We start from the raw sequence: 19,430 nt of genomic DNA, 5'->3' as shown, positions 1-19,430 counted from the left end.
CCTGTACTAGGTAAAGCAGGCATAGGCACTTTTAGCATACGCTTTGTTTCATTCCATTATGAATCGACTGCAACAGCCAAATAAAATGATGCCCAGGGATTTTGATTAGTTTAGGCAAGTAAAATAGGACTTTGAAACAAGACTTAACGTTTTTAAATGAAACCTTAATGAAAATCTTTCTCAAAAAAAATGCTTACATTTAAAATACTGATCAAAAACAAACAATACAAAGTTTTATCCTATTTATAATTAAAAACAGTAAGTTATTTGTTTTTTGTTACAACATATCATTTGCAAAAATGATCAATACCAAAATATCAATCTTTAGTTTCAATAAAAAGCAATTGGTATTACAAATAAGAATTACTATTATTTGCAACATCAACTGATTCTCATTTAGAGCCAATTATGTCATTCATCAAAACACGCAAAAAGATTGTATCTTCAGCGATCGCTTCTTCACTTTCAGTGATGGCAACAGCCGCAATTGCGCAGGAAGATGTTACCCAGCTACCAACGATTCAGGTGGCTGCAAATGCTCAGGAACAGCAAGGCTTAAAGGTAGATAACTCAGCAAATAGTAAATTTGTTGCCCCTCTGCTCGACACCGCAAAATCAGTCTCTGTGGTTTCCAAGCAACTGATTGAAGACACCAAAGTCACAACATTAAGTGATGCACTGCGTACGGTGCCAGGGATTACCCTAGGTGCAGGTGAAGGAGGTAACCCGAATGGTGACCGTCCATTTATTCGCGGTTATAACTCGGAAAGCTCGATGTATGTCGATGGTATCCGCAATGCTACCTCACAAAACCGTGAAATGTTTGCGGTAGAACAGGTTGAAGTCACTAAAGGTTCTGCATCTGCCTTAGGTGGTGCAGGCACCAGTGGCGGTAGCATCAACATGATTTCTAAAATCGCTAAAGCCGGTGACTTTTTAGAAGGTTCTGTCGCGGGTGGTACAGATAGCTATGCACGTATTACGCTCGATGCCAATAAAGATTTTGGTAACGGTGTCGCAGCACGTGTTGCGGTTCTCGGTCATCAAAATGAAAAAGCTGGTCAAGCTGATGGTACCGAATACAAACGTGCTGGTATTGCCCCTAGTATTACGTTTGGTTTGGATACTCCTACCCGTGCAACATTAAGCTATTACTACTTGAAAACGGATGATACGCCAGATTCAGGTATTCCATACAATAACCCGAGTAAGTTCCCTGATAATAGTGGTAAACCAATTGATGTCAAACAAGGAACTTACTATGGTTGGAAAGATCGCGATTTCCAACAGCAGGAAAACCAGATTGGCACCCTCAAGTTAGAACATGATTTGACTGATGATCTGACAATTACCAATACAGCCGTTTACTCAAATTCAAAGAATGATTATCTCTGGACCAACCCAGATGACTCCAAAAATAATATTTATACTGGCACAAACCCGGGTGTGCTAAATGGTTATGTTTGGGCACGTGTCAACTCTCGTATTGCTGATACCGATACCTTTACTGATCAATTGGCATTAACCGGTAAATTCAATACTGGTCGCTTAAAACACCGTTTTAACCTCGGTGCAGAATATAGCGATCAAGAAACTGATCGTACGCAATATATTATTAATGATAAAAACAGTACTGGTAGTGCATATCAAGATTGTTCTATAGCAGCCAATATCATTTCAGGCTGGTGTACTCCAGTACAGGATCCGAACAGAGGCGCATGGACTGGTTCAATCAGCACCAATGGTGCGGATCGCTACAATATCCAAACCAAGTCAACCTCTGTCTATTTCCTGGATAACATTGAGCTGAATCCACAATGGCTTCTAGACTTGGGTGTTCGTTGGGACAAGTTTGATACCGAACAAACCATGGTTGCTGGTAGCAAAAATACTCTTGTTGACCCAGGTACTGTACGCAAGGCAAAAAATGACAAAGATTTCGTTAATTACCAAGCCGGTATTACCTTTAAACCGGTAGAAAATGGCTCTATTTATGCCAGTTATGCAACATCTGCCAATCCAGTCGGTGTCGATGGTGGTGATGGTTCTGAAGGACTGAGCAATCAGACTAGTTCTGTAACCTTAGAACAAGCGAATTACATCAATAACCTCAAGCCTGAAGAAGTACGTACCATCGAGTTAGGCACAAAGTGGGATTTATTGGATGAACACTTAAATCTAACTGCGGCAATTTTCCGTACGGAAAAAACCAACACGCGCGCTGTAGATTTTGACAATCTTACACGTAATATTGGTGAAACACGCATTGATGGTTTTGAATTAGGTCTGAACGGCAACATCACTGAGCAATGGGCTGTTTCAGCTGGTTATACTTACCTAGACAGTGAAATTATTGATGATGGTAAGGCAACCAATGAAGGTAACCAGGTACAGAACGTCGCTAAAAATAGTGCAACGCTCTGGACGACTTACCAAGTTCTGCCTCAATTCACCATTGGTGGTGGCGCAACCTATATGGATAAAGTCTATGGTGACCCAGCAAATACCAAGTGGGCTCCATCGTATGTTCGTTATGATGCAATGGCACGTTACAATGTTGATAAGAATATTGATGTGCAATTAAACGTCAATAACTTGACAGATAAACGTTACTTCAATAGAACGTATAGCAACCACTATGCTACTGAAGCGGAAGGCCGCAGCGCAGTCTTGTCTTTAAACTTCAAATATTAATTCAACCGGAGAATTCCATAATTAATTTATGGGATTTTTCACTCATAGCCTCCTCATGTGAGGCTATTTTTATATACTGTCTATATCCATTTACACAGGTACACAGCCGTGATCCATCATATTCCGAATGTATTAAGCTCTGAACAAGTCCAATATTTTCGTGAGGAAATGAATAAAATCGAGTGGGTCAATGGCAAAGTGACGGCCGGCACCCTGTCTGCAACCGTCAAACAAAACCAGCAACTTCCAGAAGATAACCCTTTAACCCATCATCTTAGCAATATCATTTTAGAATCTTTAGGCCAGCATCCTTTATTCCTGTCAGCTGCATTGCCACTGGATATCATTCCGCCCCTGTTTAACCGTTATGAAAATAATGAAGCCTTTGGTTTTCATGTCGACAATTCCATCCGCCGTATTCGTGGCACCAATGAACGTCTAAGAACCGATCTATCCTGTACCGTATTCCTGAGTGAACCAGATGAATATGAAGGGGGTGAATTGGTCATTGAAGATACTTATGGCTACCATGAAGTGAAGTTACCCGCTGGCGATATGGTGCTCTACCCTTCAACCAGTCTGCATGAAGTAACTGCCGTAACCGAAGGCTGCCGTATTGCTTCTTTTTTCTGGGTACAAAGTATGGTGCGTGGTGAGGCTGAAAGACATATGCTATTCAATCTGGACCAAACCGTACAAAACCTGCGGGTAGAACTCGGTGATAGCCATGATGAAGTCATTCGCCTGACCAATCTGTATCATAACTTGATGCGTAAATGGGCCGAGCTTTAACGCTGTCCGAGTGCTCTTGATCTCTAAAATGCTCGTACAATCCAGCCACATTCTATTTTAGAGATCATTTGCTTTTACTCAAAAAAGTATTTACCACACTGAGGAGAAAAGAAAAAATTTTTCACATTTATTAAAATAATGAAAATTTATTTTCATAAAACTTAAAAATGACTAAAAATTGAAAAACTTTTTCCCTTTATTCTGGTTAAACTCTATCTTATAAATGAACAGATAAGCATCAATTCGATCCAGCTCAACGCGATAGCCCAAAAAGCTTGGAAATTGACTGCATAGACACAATCTATATTAGTAGAACGGTAGTTTGAGTAAGAACTAAACTACTGAGACTACACAAGGAGTTCCCTCATGATGTTGGCTGATCCAAGTAAAAAATATCGTCGCATGTACCAGCGTGTGGACTTGCCTGACCGTCAATGGCCAAATAACGAAATCACCCAAGCGCCGATGTGGATGAGTACTGACCTTCGTGATGGTAACCAGGCCATTTTTGAACCGATGGACATGGAACAGAAATTTAAAATGTTCCAGATGTTGGTCAAAATTGGTTTCAAACATATCGAAATTGGCTTCCCATCAGCGTCGCAAATTGACTTTGATTTCACGCGCAAATTGATCGAAGAAGGTCATATTCCGGATGACGTGTATATCGAAGTCTTGGTACAAGCCCGTGATCATTTGATCCAGCGTACGTTCGAGGCCTTGGAAGGTGCGAAACGTGCCATCGTGCATATCTATAACTCCAACTCTCCAACATTCCGCAAGAAAGTTTTGAATGTGGATGTGGAAGGTGCACGTCAGTTGGCAATCAATGCTGCACAAAAAGTGAAAGAATACGCGGCGAACTACCCTGAAACTGATTTCATTTTCCAGTACAGTCCAGAGTGTTTCTCTGCAACTGAATTGGAAGTTGCCAAAGCCGCCTGCGATGCGGTGACTGAAGTTTGGGAAGCCTCTCCAGACAACAAAGTCATTTTGAACTTGCCAGCGACTGTTGAAGTTTCTACACCGAACATCTATGCCGACCAAGTAGAATGGATGCACCGTAACATCGAACGTCGTGATGGTGTAATCATCTCTGTTCACTGTCATAACGACCGTGGTTGTGGTATTGCAGCGACTGAATTGGCGATTATGGCCGGTGCAGACCGTGTCGAAGGCTGTGTGTTTGGCAATGGTGAACGTACCGGTAACGTAGACGTTGCTGCAGTGGCCTTGAACATGTACACCCAAGGTGTTACACCAAACTTGGACTTCTCCAACATCAATGAAATCATTGCGACTGTGGAAGAATGTACCGGTTTGCCCGTGCATCCACGCCATCCATATGCTGGTGACTTGGTGTTCACTGCATTCTCTGGCTCGCATCAGGATGCGATCAAAAAAGGCTTTGAATACCAGAAAAATGAAGAAATCTGGGATATGCCGTACTTGCCAATCGATCCAAAAGATTTGGGTCGTGACTATGACGCCGTGATCCGTGTGAATTCACAATCAGGTAAAGGTGGTATCGCCTACTTGTTGGAATCAAATTACAATGTGGTCTTGCCGCGTCGTTTGCAAATCGAATTCTCACAAGTGGTTCAGCAACATACTGATGCAACGGCCAGCGAAATTTCAGCACAAGAAATCTGGAACTTGTTCAAAGAAACTTATGTTGAAGTGAAGAATGCCAACTACACGGCGAAAAACTACAAGTTGTCGGATAACAACGGCAATCAGGTGATTGAGCTTGATGTGGTGGCGAATGGTCAGAGCCAGCAACTTCGTGGTGAAGGCAATGGTCCAATCTCAGCGATCTTGGATGCCTTGAACTTGCCAATCGACGTATTGAACTACGAAGAGCGCAGTATTGGTTCAGGTGCCAATGCCAAAGCCTTGGCCTTGATCGAAATTCAAGTGAAAGGTACCGGTAAATCTGCTTTTGGTGCCGGCTTGCATGACAATATCGTGACGTCTTCAATCGAAGCGATCATTGCTGCAACCAACCGTTTAATTGAACAAGGCGTGATCAGCACCGAGCAAGTTGTTGCCACTGCCGTTTAATTGACAAAAAACCCTTTTGAAAGGATACCCTTCGTTGGTATCCTTTTATTATTCTTACTAAAGATTTAAGGCGAATTGTTCCCGTGTCTTTTCCATCCGACTCCGTGGGTCTGATCACCCCGCAAAAGTTCCAATTCGAAGAACCGCTAGAACTAGAATGTGGACGCGTGCTGCCACGTTTTGACTTGATGGTGGAAACCTATGGTGTGCTGAATGAGGAAAAATCCAATGCGATTCTCATTTGCCATGCCCTGTCAGGTCATCATCATGCGGCGGGATATCACCATGCGGATGACAAGAAACCAGGATGGTGGGATGCCTGTATTGGTCCAGGAAAAGCGCTCGATACCAATAAATTCTTTGTGGTTGCCCTGAATAATATTGGGGGCTGCCATGGCTCAACGGGTCCAATTTCCCCAAATCCAGAAAATGACAACCGTCCTTATGGCCCAGATTTTCCTTTGGTCACAGTGCGTGACTGGGTCAAAACCCAAGCCATGCTTTCCGACCGTCTGGGTATTACCACCTGGTATGCCATCGTCGGTGGCTCACTCGGTGGCATGCAAGCCTTGCAATGGTCAGTCGATTATCCTGAGCGTTTGCAGAAGTGTGTGATCATTGCCAGTGCGCCAAAATTATCGGCACAGAACATTGCCTTTAACGAAGTGGCACGTCAGTCGATTCTTTCGGATCCTGATTTCTATAATGGCCGTTATCTAGAGCATGACAGCTACCCAAAACGTGGTCTTATTCTGGCACGTATGGTCGGTCATATCACCTATCTGTCCGAAGAAGCCATGAAACAGAAATTTGGCCGTGATTTAAAATCCGGCAAATTCATGTATGGCTTTGATGTCGAATTCCAGGTCGAAAGCTACCTGCGTTATCAAGGTGAGCAATTTAGCCGTAACTTTGATGCCAATACTTATCTGATCATGACCAAGGCGCTGGATTATTTTGATCCTTCGCGTGAGTACGAATCCTCCTTGAAAAAAGCCATGGCCAATACAAAATGCCGCTTCTTGGTGGTTTCATTCACCACTGACTGGCGTTTTACACCAAGCCGCTCACAGGAAATCGTCAATGCACTGATCAGCAACCACAAACCGGTGAGCTATCTGGATATTGATGCCGAACAGGGCCATGATTCCTTCCTGTTCCCGATTCCGCTGTATGTGAAAGCCCTGCGTGCCTTTTTGGGTGGTGCGGAAGATTTGGCCTCAACACGTGTGGAGACCGCATAATGCGTATTGATCAACAGTTGGCAGAAAAATGGATCAAACCAGGTTCGAGCGTATTGGATCTGGGCTGTGGTGATGGCGAATTACTGGCACATATGAGCCGCAAACATCAAATCCGGGCCTATGGCTTAGAAATCGATCAAGAAAAGATTGCAATTGCGGTCAGTCGCGGTTTAAATATTATTCAACAGGACTTAAATTTAGGCTTAAGCCGATTTGCCAATCAGTCTTTTGACTATGTGGTGATGGCACAAGCTTTGCAGGCTGTAGATGCACCCGATGTTTTATTACGAGACATGGTGCGCGTGGGGAAACAGGCGATTATTACCTTTCCAAACTTTGCCCATTGGAAGACCCGTTCTTTCTTAGCTTTGAAAGGGAAAATGCCGGTTTCTGAGGCTTTACCGTATATGTGGTACAACACTCCCAACATTCACCTGTGTACCTTTAAAGATTTTGAAGCACTCTGTGCCGAAAATAATATTCAAATTATTAATCGACTTGCCGTCAATGGGAACCAACAAGGTAGTTTACTCAGTAAACACATTCCGAATTTGTTTGGTGAAGTGGCAATTTATCGAGTGAGCGCACTATGAAAAAACTATTACTTAGCACACTTTTAATGGGGTTTTTTAGCCTTCACGCCCACGCAGACTATATTCCCCAGCCGCAATCAACGTCTTCTCAAGCAGCACGTTACTCCACTATGTCAGTCAATGACCTGATGCAGGCAGCGAAGTCTGGGCAGGCGGGTGCACAATTCTATTTGGCCACCCGTTATCAACAAGGCCGAGAAATTGCAAAAGATGACAAACAAGCTTTTGCCTGGTTCAAACTCGCGGCTGATCAAGGCCTTTCTGCTGCGCAACTCAACGTTGGCCGTATGTATGCAGATGGGATCGGCACACAAAAAAATGAAACGCTCGCACGCAAATATTTCGAAAAAGCAGCCAGTAATGGTGATAATCGTGCCAGCTTTAACCTAGCGATGATGGAAGAACAGAAAAAAAACTACGTGGGTGCGTATCAATGGTATGAACTGTCTACCCGTGATGGCATGCTCGACACCAAAGTGATTAATCTCTCTGAAGGTAAAAAAACCGCTTTGGCTGCCAACCTAACCCAAGAGCAAATTCGTATGGCACGTGACCGTGCGGACCAATGGATTCAAGCCCAATAAAATTTTGATCTTTTTAAAAGGCACCTTCGGGTGCTTTTTTATCGTCCAGATTTTACTTCGCACCAAAACCAACCAGGTTGTGATGCGGTTAAAAGATTCTCTCCAAATTGGATCAACTGATCAACGCGATGACTGCATTCTTACGATAAGCCAAATATACAACCGCTTTATTCTCTTCACTGCTCTACGCTCGACGTTTTCCACACTCAAAATCATGACTTTGTGTCCCCATTTTGAATACCGACTAAAGAATTAATGAATGTAAAGTTTACCTGCCTCAACTTCCAGTCGAGCTTTCAGCTCCCTCTTTTACACTGACCATACCAGCCTTGCATTTATGCCCTCATTGCATGGATAAATCCGCTAAAATAGTCGCCATTCTTTTTTTTCAGATCACGGGCGAAATAATGTTTGCACACGATTGGTTATCTCAGGGTACGCTGGTTCTGGCCAGCAATAACAAAGGCAAAATCGCTGAATTTGAAAAACTGTTCAAGCAGTTGGCCCTACCGGTGGCGGTGGTGCCACAAGGTCAACTGAATATTGAAGATGCCGTGGAAGACGGCCTGAGCTTTGTGGAAAATGCCATTATCAAGGCTCGCCATGCTTCCCGTATTTCCGGAAAACCGGCGATTGCCGATGATTCGGGTATTTGTGTCCCAATTCTGGGGGGGGCACCGGGAATTTATTCGGCACGCTATGCTGGAGAGCATGGCAATGATGCGGCTAACAATGAGAAATTGCTGCAAGACCTGAAACCATTCCGCCAAGAAGGCAAAACGATTGAAGGCATGTTTGTCTGTGTCTTGGCGCTGGTACAACACGCGGAAGACCCATTACCGCAAGTATTCCAAGGAATTTGGCAGGGTGAAATTCTTGAAGCCCCACGCGGTGAAAATGGTTTCGGTTATGATCCATTATTCTGGCTGCCTGAACTGGGGATTTCCAGCGCGGAAATGTCAAAACAGGATAAAAACCAGATCAGCCACCGTGGCCAGGCCATGCAGAAATTCCGTGCCAGCCTACTGCAAGGGTAATTTCTTATCAGTCAATCTGATGTCATGCACACATGGCATCAGCGCAAAATATGCAGTACGACCGCATATAGCAGCACAATTACACAGCTCACCATCGTTCCTGCTGCAATATAGGCAGCGGAACGTCCCGTCCCCTGATAATGGGTTTCTAATGCCACAATATTGGCCGCCGGAGGCAGGCAAAATAACAAAAACATTACCCCGATAAACGGCCGCAACGCTGCAAATGCCAGATAGGTAACGCCACACAATACAGCACCACAGAGCAGCTTTATCCCGGCTACCTGACTGCTCTGCAGAACATCGTCCCAAGCGACTTTGGTGTGCCTAAGCCACATGCCCAACACGCACATTCCGGCAAGGCTCATGGCCCATTTGCAGAACAGATACACCCACTGTAAAAGATGAGGATCCTGAACCTGATGTAGCCCAGATAGGCGTGCCAGCCCAGCCACAGCAAGGGCAATAATTGGCGGAGATCGCAGCACTTTGACTGCAATCGCCGTCCAGGGTTGAGGGCTGGAGCAGACTGCAGTGACCGCCCAGATATTGCCGAAAATGGAGCCCCCGATATAAAGAGCAACCATGGCGGCACTGATCTCTGGTCCGAACAGCGCAATTGCAAATGGAAATCCCAGCCAGGCAAGATTGACATAGCTAAAGCACAAGGCTCTGAGGCGATCATGACTAAAATAGAAAAACAGTGCATAGAGCACAAGCGCCGAGCCAAAACTGAATAGCATCAGCCCCAGACTGCCCGGCTGATAAAACACCATATTGTAAATAATGACCACAGGGATCAAACAGCGTGCCAACAGGCTCGCCAGTATCGGCTTGAGCCTGTTACTCCAGTCCTGTGCAGCCAAGCACCAGCCACAACAAAAAGCCACCAGGGCAACTAGCATCGCCACAATCTTGTCCCCCTCATTTCTCTGCGGCTATGCTACCACTTTCTTGGCAGGCGATTGCTTCTCTTGAGCTGTCTTAAAATTGCAACCGCAATGTCACTGATCTGTCATTTCAGCCTGTTCAGATAGCAGCTAAAACTTCGGGAGAAAGCGTGATGGCAGGCTTGTCGATTTGGCATGTACTGATTTTTGCCATTGTGGTGATTTTATTGTTTGGCACGTCAAAATTAAAAAACTTAGGTAAAGATGTGGGTGGCGCAGTAAAAGATTTTAAAAAATCCATCCGTGAAGAGGAAGACCGTTCGAACACAACAGCTGAACCGTCCTCTGCCGCGACTACTACTAAAGCCTCTGAAAATTCAGTGAAAGGTTAATAGGCTACAACACATGTTCAATGTGGGAATGACTGAAATTTTCTGTTTTGCTGTGATTGCCTTGGTGATTTTAGGCCCAGAACAATTGCCTGAGGCAGTGCGTTTTATTGCCAAATGGTATGGCAAATTCAAACGAGCCATCACCACGATCCAGCAGGAAATTGATCAGGAACTTAAGCTGTCCGAGTTCCGTAAAGAAATCCAGCAGGAAATCCAACGTTTGACGGAACTAGAACGGCGTCTGCAACAACAGCTGGATAAACAGCATTTGTTTGGGGAAACAAGTTGCAGGGAGCCACAAAGCCGACAAACAAGGCCACACGCCGCGCTATATCTCTACACGGCAAAACGACATATACCACCTTTCCTAAAGCCTTGTGCGGGCAGCATGATTACTTGCCCTCCTGACAATATCTCCCCTCACTTCAAGATTGCCGTATGAGCCAAATATCCCCGTCTTCATCGTCTTCAGAGACTGAAACGCTGACCCAAATGCCGGTGATACAGCATGTGATGGTGCTCCGGCAGCATCTGATCAAAATGTTGGGGCTCACCCTGCTGTTGTTTTTCTGTCTGTTGCCTTTTCGCAATGCGATTTATCAGGAGCTCTCGGCACCCTTACGTCTGCAGTTGCCGCAAAGCTCCTCGATGATTGCCACCGATGTCACCGCAACCTTTATGGCACCGTTCAAGCTCAACCTGTTTGTGGCTATTGTACTGGCCATGCCGTTTATCCTGTATCAGTTGTGGTGTTTTATCCGCCCCGCCCTGTATCAAAAAGAACGCCGTCTGGCATTGCCCTTGCTCGGTGCCAGCATCCTGCTGTTCTATGCCGGGATTGCATTTGCCTATTTCATTACCTTGCCGGCCATTCTGCATTTTTTTGTCAGTGTTTCTCCGGAAACCGTAGCGCCAATGACTGACATCAACAGCTATCTGAGTTTTTGCCTGAAGCTGTTCCTGCTGTTTGGGCTGACCTTCGAAATTCCACTGGTCACGTTGCTACTGATTCTGATGGGTATTGTCAGCACGCAAAGTCTGGTCGAAAAACGCCGTTTTATTATCGTGGGCTGTTTTTTTATTGCCATGTTTGTGACGCCACCGGATGCATTGTCGATGATTATGCTGGCGGTTCCGATGTGTCTGCTGTTTGAACTCGGCTTATGGCTAGGCAAATTGTTGGAAGCCTCACGTTCGGGTCAATATGAATCCAGACATTAGGGATGAGAAGAACTGATCAAGGTGGCAACCCACGACTCCCCAAGTGACAAATCAAGCAAAAAAAACATGGACTGCCAAAAGAATGATCACGGCCCATCCCGATAACAAACAACAATTTGAATGGATCTGAAAATGACAATGACTTCTCCCTCTGCTAGCCGCCGCGATGTGTTGAAATGGTTGATTGGTCTGCCTTTCTTGCCTTTAGGTGCGATGACAAGCGGCTGTGCACACAATCCTGCACTCACCACTGCACAGATCTCTGGAATGCGACTCAAACAGGCCACCTTCAGCGCGATGCAGGCTCCAGTCCATATTGCCGAGATGGCCAAAACACAGGTGAACTCGCGTCTGAAAATTACCTGGGAAGACAATAGCAGCGACGACTATCAGCTCGGCTATCATGAATTTCTGCGCACAGGCACCCTGGTCGAGCATTTAGATGGCGGAAAAATTGTGGCGGGGGGGTATTTTGATGCAAACGGCAAGCCTATTCTGGATAATACGCGCCAGTATTTCTCGGATTGTCCGGATGGTTCTTCGCTGATTGCGCTGGAAAATGCGCAAGTCCCGGGCGTCAAACATCCGGTCTTTTTTGTGGTGCAGTTTGAGTACACGTCAAAAAGCCTGAATGGTGAAGATCCCTACGGCATTTTGCCCTCTCCGATTGCTATTTTGACACTGGATCAAGACCCGCAGACTGGCAAGCTCGAATTCAAGAAATACTTCAATGTCGATACGGCTCCGGTACATGGCTTATGGATTACCTGTGGTGCTAGTCTGTCCCCTTGGAATACGCATCTTTCAAGCGAGGAATATGAACCGGATGCCTTTGATCAGGGCTTGGGCCAGTCCTTGAAAACTCTACTGGGATTTGGCCAGAAGTTCTTTGCCGACGCCCACAAAGCCAAGGCCTATAACTATGGTCATTTGCCAGAAGTGGTTGTTCATCCCGATGGCCATGCCAGCATTCAAAAACATTTCTGTCTGGGCCGCATTTCCCATGAACTGGTGCAGGTCATGCCGGATCAGCGTACGGTGCTCATGGGGGATGACTATACCAATGGCGGGCTGTTTATGTTTATTGCCGACCGGGAACGAGACCTGTCTGCCGGTACGCTGTATGTGGCGAAATACACCCAAGTGTTGAATGAACACTCGACAGCTCGCCTGCGCTGGATTGAACTGGGTCATGCCCGCAGCCGTGACATTGAAACGCTGGTGAATCAGGACAATATTCAACCGTGGGACATCATGGAAAGTTATCTGGATACGGATCCGGGCAAACCGGCCGATCTGACAAGTTATACACCGATTGTGCTCAACAAGAAAAAAGCCTGGGTCAAACTCAAATCTGGGCAAGAAAAAGCGGCTGCCTTTCTGGAAACCCACCGCTATGCCGCGATGCGTGGAGGCAGTTTGGGCTTTACCAAAATGGAAGGCACGACGGTCAACATCCGGGATAAAGTCGCTTACTCGGCACTCGCTAACATTCAGGACTGTATGGTGCAAGGCGACCCTTGCTGGCAGAAAGAACTGAATATTTCGTTTAGCCGTCCGATCAAGGCCGGAGGCATTCTGGCGCATGATCTGGCAGGAGGACAACGGACTACGGATAATCAACCGATTCACAGTGAATGGGTGCCCTACCAGTCCAAAGTCCTGCTATTAGGTGAAGACATCGGCAAAGATAAACTGGGCAACACTGCCCATCCGGATAAGATCGCCAGTCCTGATAACCTGAAATTTTCGGAAACACTGCGCACCCTGTTTATTGGTGAAGACAGTGGCCAGCACACCAACAATTTTCTCTGGGCTTATCAGGTCGATACCGGTTCCCTAACCCGCATCCTCTCGACCCCGGCAGGTGCAGAATCGACCGGTTTACACGCGGTTGATTCTATCCATGGCTGGACTTACATCATGAGTAACTTCCAGCATCCCGGAGACAATGACAAGCTGCCTGCGGAGTTAAAAGCCCAAGTATTGGCCAACTATAATCAAGGCTATAGTGCCAGTGTCGGCTATTTGACTGCAGACTGGATCATGCCTTCAGTTGAAAAGAAAAACTAACATTTTCCAGGCAAATGCCGGTGTACGCATCGGCATGGTGCTATTTACTGCAAAGTAATCTGTTGCTGCCGGATCATGCCACGCTGCTCGCCCTGTTGAGCTTTTTCCAGCCAGATCCATTGCTGCGGCGTCATGCGTAAAAAGTTGGAACAGCGCGTGCCATAATCCGCACTTTGAATAAACGTGGAAGACAGCAGCTGTTCTTTTTCAAGACTCAAGCCAGTATGCGGTAATTGTTGCAAGGGGACTTTGCGTTCATCTTCCAGCAGATCCCAAACTGCAGCCTGCAGTTCGCTTTCTACCAACTGAGGTAACTGCAACATCGGTAAAAACTCTTGGGTAAAGCGTTTACGCAAATGCTGGGTTTTGACCCAAGGTTCCTGCAGCAAACCATTGGAAAGGACATACACGCCATTGGCCAGAACCTGCGGTGCTTCACCACGGTTGCTCATATACACGGCCTGTTGCCGGTCGCCAATGATCAGGTTAAAGCCGGCGTAATTTCGCTGCTGTTGTGCCAGTTGTTGTGCAAAGCGAATCGGAGCTTGCTTTGATTCTAAAAAAGCTTGCACCAGATGGCCCCGCGAGGTGGGATATTGTTGCTGATCCGTGCCATCACGGAAATTGGTAATCACCGCCCAGCGCCCTGTCGCAGTCACGCCCATCCACGTGCCACCAGACTGCAAATCCTGACCCGCCACAATCGGACTGTCCGGCCAAGGATGTAAGGGAGCTGTGGGGCGTTGATAGAATTCATCACGATTGGAAATCAGGCATAATGGAACCTGCTCTAATACCTGCCAGGCCAGCGCCACAATACACATAAAGCACTCTCTTGATCTTTACACATTGAATGTACAACATTTTTCATGGCATTCCGCTAAAATCTGTACAAAACATATGACGAGGAGCAGGAATGCTGACCTACCCCCACATCGACCCTGTCGCGATCTCACTCGGTCCGTTAAACGTGCACTGGTACGGGCTGATGTATTTACTGGCGTTCCTTTTTGCCTGGGGACTCGCCACCTACCGTGCCAAGCAGCGCACCGGGTGGAATGCCGACATGGTCTCTGATCTGATCTTTTATGGTGCTTTAGGCGTAGTCGTGGGTGGCCGGGTCGGCTACGTTTTTTTCTACGGTTTCGAGCAATTCCTGGCTAATCCACTCTGGCTGTTTCAGGTTTGGACCGGTGGCATGAGTTTCCACGGCGGTTTCATCGGGGTCATGCTGGCGATGCTGCTATGGTGCCGTAAATATCAGAAAACCTGGTTCCAGACGCTGGACTTTATTGCCCCGTGTGTACCCACCGGTCTGATGTTTGGCCGCATTGGCAATTTTATTGGTGGTGAATTATGGGGCCGTCCGGTGACCAATCCAGATTATCCTTTTGCCATGGTCTTTCCGCATGTCGACAATCTGGCACGTCATCCGTCACAGCTCTATCAGGCACTCGGCGAAGGGCTGATCCTGTTTATCGTACTCTGGTGGTTCAGCTCCAAGCCACGTCCACGTATGGCGGTTTCAGCACTGTTCCTGATCGGTTACGGGATTGCCCGTTTTGTGGTGGAATTCTTCCGCGAACCGGACAATGGTCAGCTGTTTATTGCCTGGATGAGTAAGGGGCAGTTCCTGACTTTGCCAATGATTCTGATTGGCATCTGGATGATGTGGTACGCTTACCAGAAGAAAGTTTATGATTGGGGACCAGCGGTATCCCGTTAATTTGAAGAGGAGCCTCGGCTCCTCTTTTTTATGCTAAAGTCTTTCTATTCTTGGCCATCAGACCGACCTCCCATGCTCGAATTTTGGTTTTCGCCCCAAATCTCAACATTCAAAAAGCTGTTGATTGCCACTGGCATTTTACTGCTGAGTATCGTGCTGTATCTGCGCTTTCCCATCGCACCGGTCACAGTCCTGATGTTTTTGGCCACCGGCCTGCTTTTTGTCATCTGCCGCTTTATCAAAGTGCAATTTACCCAACATCAACCGTTGGGACTACTGGCACGTGTACTCACCTGGATTCCACTGGCGGCGCTATTTGCCGTGATTTTTAGCCAGCAGCAACAACGCGACCTGCTGCTTTTTGGCATTCAGGGTGTCGGCTTTATGGCACTGGGTATTTTTCTGTTTTCTCCCCAATATCTGTTTCTGCCAGCGAGAGACTCCTCCTCCGATTCTGAATCGAAGTAACAGTTATGCTGCATTTTTGGTATTCAGAACGCTGTACACGACCAATTAAGCTGTTGATCTGTGTTATCACTGTTGCGGTGACCTTATATTTTGCTGAAATGACCAAACTTTCAACCAGTTTGACTTTGCTAAGTCTTGCATTAAGCGTGGCGATTCACGGTCTTTATTCATTTTTACTTAAGCTGCAACACCGTGAACTCGCCTGGTCACAACGATTACACTACCTTCCCAGCCTGACCTTGTTGATGGGTTGGACAGTGCTATTGCTACAGTTACCGACTGAACAGCAACTGGTTCAAGGCGTACAAATCATCGGCTTTAGTTTGGTCGGTTTTTATCTGGCCTCCATTTACACCAATCGAACACCACGTTACCCAGTGCACTAAGCTCAATACCCTTACGCTACGATTTCCATTCCGCAGACACGATGAAACGGGTATGATACAAGGCAATTTAAAGATTTAAATACAGCGCTCACCAGGGAACTTTTTCACCCCCCTTCAGGTGGAAAAACCAATGAGCGCTCAGGATTGTTATGCGCGCATATTTAGATTTACTCCAGCACATCCTCGACAACGGCGGTGACAAAGGCGATCGTACCGGGACGGGAACCCGTTCTGTTTTTGGTCATCAAATGCGTTTTGACCTATCCAAAGGCTTTCCGTTACTCACCACCAAAAAAGTTCATTTCCGTTCCATTGTGATTGAACTGCTCTGGTTCCTGAAAGGTGATACTAACGTTCAGTATTTGCAGGACCATAAAGTCACGATTTGGGATGAATGGTCTACTGCCGAACAGACCGCCCGTTTTGGCCGTCCTGAAGGCGAATTGGGCCCGGTTTACGGTCATCAGTGGCGTAACTTTGGCGCTACAAAAAATAGCGAGGGTTCTTATAATCAGGATGGCTTTGACCAGATTAAATGGTTAATCAACGAGATTAAAACCAATCCGAACTCGCGCCGCCTGATTGTTTCTGGTTGGAATCCGAATGAAGCGGGCCAAGTCGCACTGCCGCCTTGTCATACCCTTTTCCAGTTTTTTGTACAAAATGGCAAGTTGTCCTGCCAACTGTATCAGCGCAGTGCCGATGTGTTCCTTTTATTCCCCCATCTTAATAATGCACAGTCTGCTGAACTAGCTGCTTAAAATAAGTACATAGAAGAATTTTCAAAACCTAAAGGCTTTGTTGCATAAACATTCAAAAGCCGAATTTTTCCCAAGCCGTTCAAATTTAACAGACAGTTTGGATATGTGGTCTACCTAATTCCGTAAATCTATTCAACACTGCCACACGTGCATGAATCTCATTGACCTGGCTTTGAAAACTCAGTGCACTTAGTTTATCCCCCAATAATTTGATGCAATGCATCTTGGTTTCCACCAAACTTCGACGATAATAGCCCGACCATTTTTTCCAGATGGTTCTTCCTAAATGTTTAACAGTTTGAAGTAACTCATTTCGTTCTATTGAATAATTGTAGAATCTTTCCAGAGCTTGGCATTTTTTCTGGGCGGAATGACTGCATGTGCTTGTCGATCAGCAATCACTTCTCGGCAGTATTTTGTGTCATAAGCCCCATCCGTATACATCGAGACAATTCGCTCATTTTCTGGGATCTGCTTGAGTAAATCCCCCCAATCACTGACATTGTTTGAGGTGAGCTGAACAGCACGTATTTGCAGCATTTCGGCATCGATACCAATATGTAGTTTCCGCCATTGGCGACGATATTCAGGCTGATTTTTCTTGTGCTTCCATTCACCTTCACCTAGAAATTTTAAACCCGTTGAGTCGACGAGTAGATGTAATCCATGACTATTTTTCTGATAGCGAATCGCAATATCAATATACTTTTGTCTACGGCAAAGGGTCGAATAATCTGGTGCCGTCCAATTCAGGCCACAGAGTTTATTCAGGCTTTGAACAAAGCCCGTAACCATACGTAAAGAGAGTCGAAATAGAGATTTCATCATGAGGCAGCATTGAATGGCGACATCGGAGTAGGTTTGATTTCGCCCTTGTTTGCCTGTTGATTGTGCATACCATTGAGTATCAGGATTAAACCAGATTGTTAGATTTCCCCGATTGATCAAAGCCTGGTTGTAAGAAGGCCAATTATTTGTACGATAGATTTTAGGTGTAGGCTTATTCATTTGAATATTATATTGCGGAATAAGCACTTAGCGGAGTTTTATGCAAAAAAGCCAAACCCAAATAGAACTCAAATAAAATTTACCAATATCCTTTTATTAACTCCCATTAAAATTTAATAATCTATCTCTTAATTCCAAAATTTTATTACCCATAAATATATATATAGACGAATAAATATTAATTAATCATTTATATTGAAAAATTATTAAAAATCAAAAAAAATACCATTTTATTTATTTTTTAATTTCTACAAATTCAACAAGTTAATAATACAAACAATAATAATTATAAAATCATTAATAAAAAAAACCTTGATAATCAAAAGAATTACATTTAATTTGTATTTATTTCCTATATCAATTCAACATTAAATTTGAATTTAAATCATATATTCGAATAGAGAGATAAGCATAAATGAAAGTCCAAAATTGTAGAGATACCATACTGGATCTATCTGAATCGCCTCTACATAAAAATGGAAAATTGGACTATTTAATCAAGGAGGTTCATGTTAATGGTGTTGGTGTCTTTGACGATAATTGCAAAATTTTACCTATTATTTCTGAATATCTCTCCTACTATTCAAAACATGAAAAAATTGCTTTTGAATCTGTGCCGACTTATGGAAAAAATCTAACTTACTTTTTGAAATATATTCGTACTCGTTCAGAATATGATAATGATGAAAGTGATGAAGTATTTATTACTGTCCCATCATATGTAATACAAGAATACTTAACATTCTTAAGTCGTGATCAAGGTCTGGAATCATCTACAATTAGAAATCGTGATGCAACTATACGTGCTTTTATGGAGTTCCTTACCTCTCCTACAGAAGATCATCTACCACTCAGAAAAGATAATCCCTATAGTGACGGCTATCTATCAAAAACACCAAAAATAAAACCTAATAAGGCATGTAAACTACATGATCTTTTTATATTAATTAAATCTACAGCCTCTGAACGTGAAAGAGTTATACTGCAGTTTTTATACGATTCAGGCCTACGTCGCTCCGAACTTCCTCGAGTTACCCTTGAACATTTCAGAAATGCTGTCAACTTTAACTCGGAAAAGTTTATTACATATGACTCAGACAAACCTATTCATCCAAATTATGTTCCTTTGGAAGTTTTAGGTAGCAAAGGTCGTGGAAACGAAATTAAACATCGCTGGACCTTAATCAGTTCGGCAGTCATTAATCGTATACAAAAGTATCATGCCTCACCACTCTATAAAAAACATGCCAGGAAATATTCTAATCAAGCTGAAACTCCAGCATTTTTTAATGCTCATGGTACCCCCTATACACCATCTGCCATCAATAAATTACTAGAGCGTTTAAGTGATCGTGCAATTAAGAAAGGTCTACTTAAGAGAAAAATCTCTCCACATAAGCTAAGACACGGCAGTGCTTATGTGTATTAGCCCCCGTAAAAACGGACAGTTAACTCGCTAATTTTAGCGATAGAAATTCCCGAGGGGATTTCATTTTT

Annotated in this window: 18 protein-coding genes and 1 pseudogene; 16 read left to right on the top strand and 3 right to left on the bottom strand. The window is 44.8% G+C overall.

The features are described 5' to 3' along the window. The first annotated feature begins 408 nt into the window (after positions 1 to 408). The 7 genes from PAE54_RS04635 to rdgB all read left to right on the top strand — a co-directional run bounded on the left by PAE54_RS04635 (position 409) and on the right by rdgB (position 9,008). On the top strand, positions 409 to 2,694 hold the full coding sequence (locus PAE54_RS04635; protein ID WP_326518610.1) for a TonB-dependent receptor: 2,286 nt from the start codon (positions 409 to 411) through the stop codon (positions 2,692 to 2,694). Between the two features lie 108 nt (positions 2,695 to 2,802). Beyond that, a complete protein-coding gene (locus PAE54_RS04630; RefSeq protein ID WP_326518609.1) occupies positions 2,803 to 3,486 on the top strand; it encodes a Fe2+-dependent dioxygenase in 684 nt (227 codons plus the stop codon). Between the two features lie 366 nt (positions 3,487 to 3,852). Continuing rightward, positions 3,853 to 5,550 carry a 2-isopropylmalate synthase gene (gene leuA, locus PAE54_RS04625; protein ID WP_326518608.1) on the top strand — a complete coding sequence of 566 codons (1,698 nt, stop codon included), beginning with the start codon at positions 3,853 to 3,855 and terminating at the stop codon, positions 5,548 to 5,550. Positions 5,551 to 5,633: 83 nt separating this feature from the next. Next, entirely contained in the window at positions 5,634 to 6,794 is a 1,161-nt protein-coding gene (gene metX, locus PAE54_RS04620) for a homoserine O-succinyltransferase MetX (protein ID WP_326518607.1), read from the top strand. Beyond that, a complete protein-coding gene (gene metW, locus PAE54_RS04615) occupies positions 6,794 to 7,387 on the top strand; it encodes a methionine biosynthesis protein MetW (protein ID WP_326518606.1) in 594 nt (197 codons plus the stop codon). Before metX ends, metW begins: the two co-directional genes overlap by 1 nt. Next, positions 7,384 to 7,971 carry a tetratricopeptide repeat protein gene (locus tag PAE54_RS04610; RefSeq protein ID WP_326518605.1) on the top strand — a complete coding sequence of 196 codons (588 nt, stop codon included), beginning with the start codon at positions 7,384 to 7,386 and terminating at the stop codon, positions 7,969 to 7,971. The genes metW and PAE54_RS04610 overlap by 4 nt, the downstream gene beginning before the upstream one ends. A gap of 407 nt (positions 7,972 to 8,378) precedes the next feature. Next, complete coding sequence (gene rdgB / locus PAE54_RS04605) at positions 8,379 to 9,008, top strand: RdgB/HAM1 family non-canonical purine NTP pyrophosphatase (RefSeq protein WP_326518604.1); 630 nt, start codon at positions 8,379 to 8,381, stop codon at positions 9,006 to 9,008. A 38-nt stretch (positions 9,009 to 9,046) separates the two neighbouring features. Here the strand turns inward: rdgB and PAE54_RS04600 are convergent, their stop codons facing one another. Further along, positions 9,047 to 9,919, bottom strand: a complete 873-nt coding sequence (locus tag PAE54_RS04600; RefSeq protein ID WP_326518603.1) for an AEC family transporter — start codon at positions 9,917 to 9,919, stop codon at positions 9,047 to 9,049. Between the two features lie 152 nt (positions 9,920 to 10,071). Here PAE54_RS04600 and tatA point away from each other — a divergent pair, with 152 nt between their 5' ends. The 4 genes from tatA (at position 10,072) to PAE54_RS04580 (ending at position 13,584) form a co-directional block, all read left to right on the top strand. After that, positions 10,072 to 10,290, top strand: a complete 219-nt coding sequence (gene tatA, locus PAE54_RS04595) for a Sec-independent protein translocase subunit TatA (RefSeq protein WP_273779495.1) — start codon at positions 10,072 to 10,074, stop codon at positions 10,288 to 10,290. 13 nt (positions 10,291 to 10,303) lie between these two features. Continuing rightward, positions 10,304 to 10,732, top strand: a complete 429-nt coding sequence (gene tatB, locus PAE54_RS04590; RefSeq protein ID WP_326518602.1) for a Sec-independent protein translocase protein TatB — start codon at positions 10,304 to 10,306, stop codon at positions 10,730 to 10,732. Continuing rightward, on the top strand, positions 10,729 to 11,511 hold the full coding sequence (gene tatC / locus PAE54_RS04585) for a twin-arginine translocase subunit TatC (RefSeq protein WP_326518601.1): 783 nt from the start codon (positions 10,729 to 10,731) through the stop codon (positions 11,509 to 11,511). Before tatB ends, tatC begins: the two co-directional genes overlap by 4 nt. A gap of 132 nt (positions 11,512 to 11,643) precedes the next feature. Then, positions 11,644 to 13,584, top strand: a complete 1,941-nt coding sequence (locus PAE54_RS04580) for a PhoX family protein (RefSeq protein ID WP_326518600.1) — start codon at positions 11,644 to 11,646, stop codon at positions 13,582 to 13,584. A gap of 44 nt (positions 13,585 to 13,628) precedes the next feature. On the opposite strand, the gene PAE54_RS04575 is transcribed toward PAE54_RS04580, so the two are convergent. Next, positions 13,629 to 14,408 carry an NRDE family protein gene (locus tag PAE54_RS04575; protein ID WP_326518599.1) on the bottom strand — a complete coding sequence of 260 codons (780 nt, stop codon included), beginning with the start codon at positions 14,406 to 14,408 and terminating at the stop codon, positions 13,629 to 13,631. A 92-nt stretch (positions 14,409 to 14,500) separates the two neighbouring features. Between PAE54_RS04575 and lgt the strand changes: the two genes are divergently transcribed. From lgt to thyA, 4 genes are all read left to right on the top strand, one after another. Beyond that, complete coding sequence (gene lgt / locus PAE54_RS04570) at positions 14,501 to 15,310, top strand: prolipoprotein diacylglyceryl transferase (protein ID WP_326518598.1); 810 nt, start codon at positions 14,501 to 14,503, stop codon at positions 15,308 to 15,310. A gap of 72 nt (positions 15,311 to 15,382) precedes the next feature. Beyond that, positions 15,383 to 15,778: a hypothetical protein gene (locus PAE54_RS04565; protein WP_326518597.1), complete on the top strand. Its 396-nt coding sequence runs from the start codon at positions 15,383 to 15,385 to the stop codon at positions 15,776 to 15,778. Between the two features lie 5 nt (positions 15,779 to 15,783). Then, complete coding sequence (locus PAE54_RS04560) at positions 15,784 to 16,164, top strand: hypothetical protein (protein WP_326518596.1); 381 nt, start codon at positions 15,784 to 15,786, stop codon at positions 16,162 to 16,164. A 149-nt stretch (positions 16,165 to 16,313) separates the two neighbouring features. Beyond that, on the top strand, positions 16,314 to 16,925 hold the full coding sequence (gene thyA, locus PAE54_RS04555; protein WP_326518595.1) for a thymidylate synthase: 612 nt from the start codon (positions 16,314 to 16,316) through the stop codon (positions 16,923 to 16,925). Between the two features lie 85 nt (positions 16,926 to 17,010). Here thyA and PAE54_RS04550 read toward each other — a convergent pair. Next, positions 17,011 to 17,933, bottom strand: a pseudogene (locus PAE54_RS04550) (IS5 family transposase). A 415-nt stretch (positions 17,934 to 18,348) separates the two neighbouring features. Here PAE54_RS04550 and PAE54_RS04545 point away from each other — a divergent pair. Continuing rightward, on the top strand, positions 18,349 to 19,362 hold the full coding sequence (locus PAE54_RS04545) for a tyrosine-type recombinase/integrase (RefSeq protein WP_326518594.1): 1,014 nt from the start codon (positions 18,349 to 18,351) through the stop codon (positions 19,360 to 19,362). Positions 19,363 to 19,430: the final 68 nt, after the last annotated feature.

Source organism: Acinetobacter minutum, assembly GCF_035916735.1.
Taxonomy (GTDB): domain Bacteria; phylum Pseudomonadota; class Gammaproteobacteria; order Pseudomonadales; family Moraxellaceae; genus Acinetobacter.
The sequence above is the reverse complement of the archived record's forward strand: the minus strand, read 5'-3'. Positions and strand labels throughout refer to the sequence as shown.

Bases quoted from the DNA above. Each gene is read 5' to 3' on its own strand.
- lgt (WP_326518598.1), top strand. From the start codon at position 14,501: ATGCTGACCTACCCCCACATCGACCCTGTCGCGATCTCACTCGGTCCG.
- PAE54_RS04635 (WP_326518610.1), top strand. From the start codon at position 409: ATGTCATTCATCAAAACACGCAAAAAGATTGTATCTTCAGCGATCGCT.
- PAE54_RS04560 (WP_326518596.1), top strand. From the start codon at position 15,784: ATGCTGCATTTTTGGTATTCAGAACGCTGTACACGACCAATTAAGCTG.
- rdgB (WP_326518604.1), top strand. From the start codon at position 8,379: ATGTTTGCACACGATTGGTTATCTCAGGGTACGCTGGTTCTGGCCAGC.
- metW (WP_326518606.1), top strand. From the start codon at position 6,794: ATGCGTATTGATCAACAGTTGGCAGAAAAATGGATCAAACCAGGTTCG.
- thyA (WP_326518595.1), top strand. From the start codon at position 16,314: ATGCGCGCATATTTAGATTTACTCCAGCACATCCTCGACAACGGCGGT.
- PAE54_RS04545 (WP_326518594.1), top strand. From the start codon at position 18,349: ATGAAAGTCCAAAATTGTAGAGATACCATACTGGATCTATCTGAATCG.
- PAE54_RS04565 (WP_326518597.1), top strand. From the start codon at position 15,383: ATGCTCGAATTTTGGTTTTCGCCCCAAATCTCAACATTCAAAAAGCTG.
- PAE54_RS04580 (WP_326518600.1), top strand. From the start codon at position 11,644: ATGACAATGACTTCTCCCTCTGCTAGCCGCCGCGATGTGTTGAAATGG.
- tatC (WP_326518601.1), top strand. From the start codon at position 10,729: ATGAGCCAAATATCCCCGTCTTCATCGTCTTCAGAGACTGAAACGCTG.
- PAE54_RS04575 (WP_326518599.1), bottom strand. From the start codon at position 14,408: ATGTGTATTGTGGCGCTGGCCTGGCAGGTATTAGAGCAGGTTCCATTA.
- tatA (WP_273779495.1), top strand. From the start codon at position 10,072: ATGGCAGGCTTGTCGATTTGGCATGTACTGATTTTTGCCATTGTGGTG.
- tatB (WP_326518602.1), top strand. From the start codon at position 10,304: ATGTTCAATGTGGGAATGACTGAAATTTTCTGTTTTGCTGTGATTGCC.
- leuA (WP_326518608.1), top strand. From the start codon at position 3,853: ATGATGTTGGCTGATCCAAGTAAAAAATATCGTCGCATGTACCAGCGT.
- PAE54_RS04610 (WP_326518605.1), top strand. From the start codon at position 7,384: ATGAAAAAACTATTACTTAGCACACTTTTAATGGGGTTTTTTAGCCTT.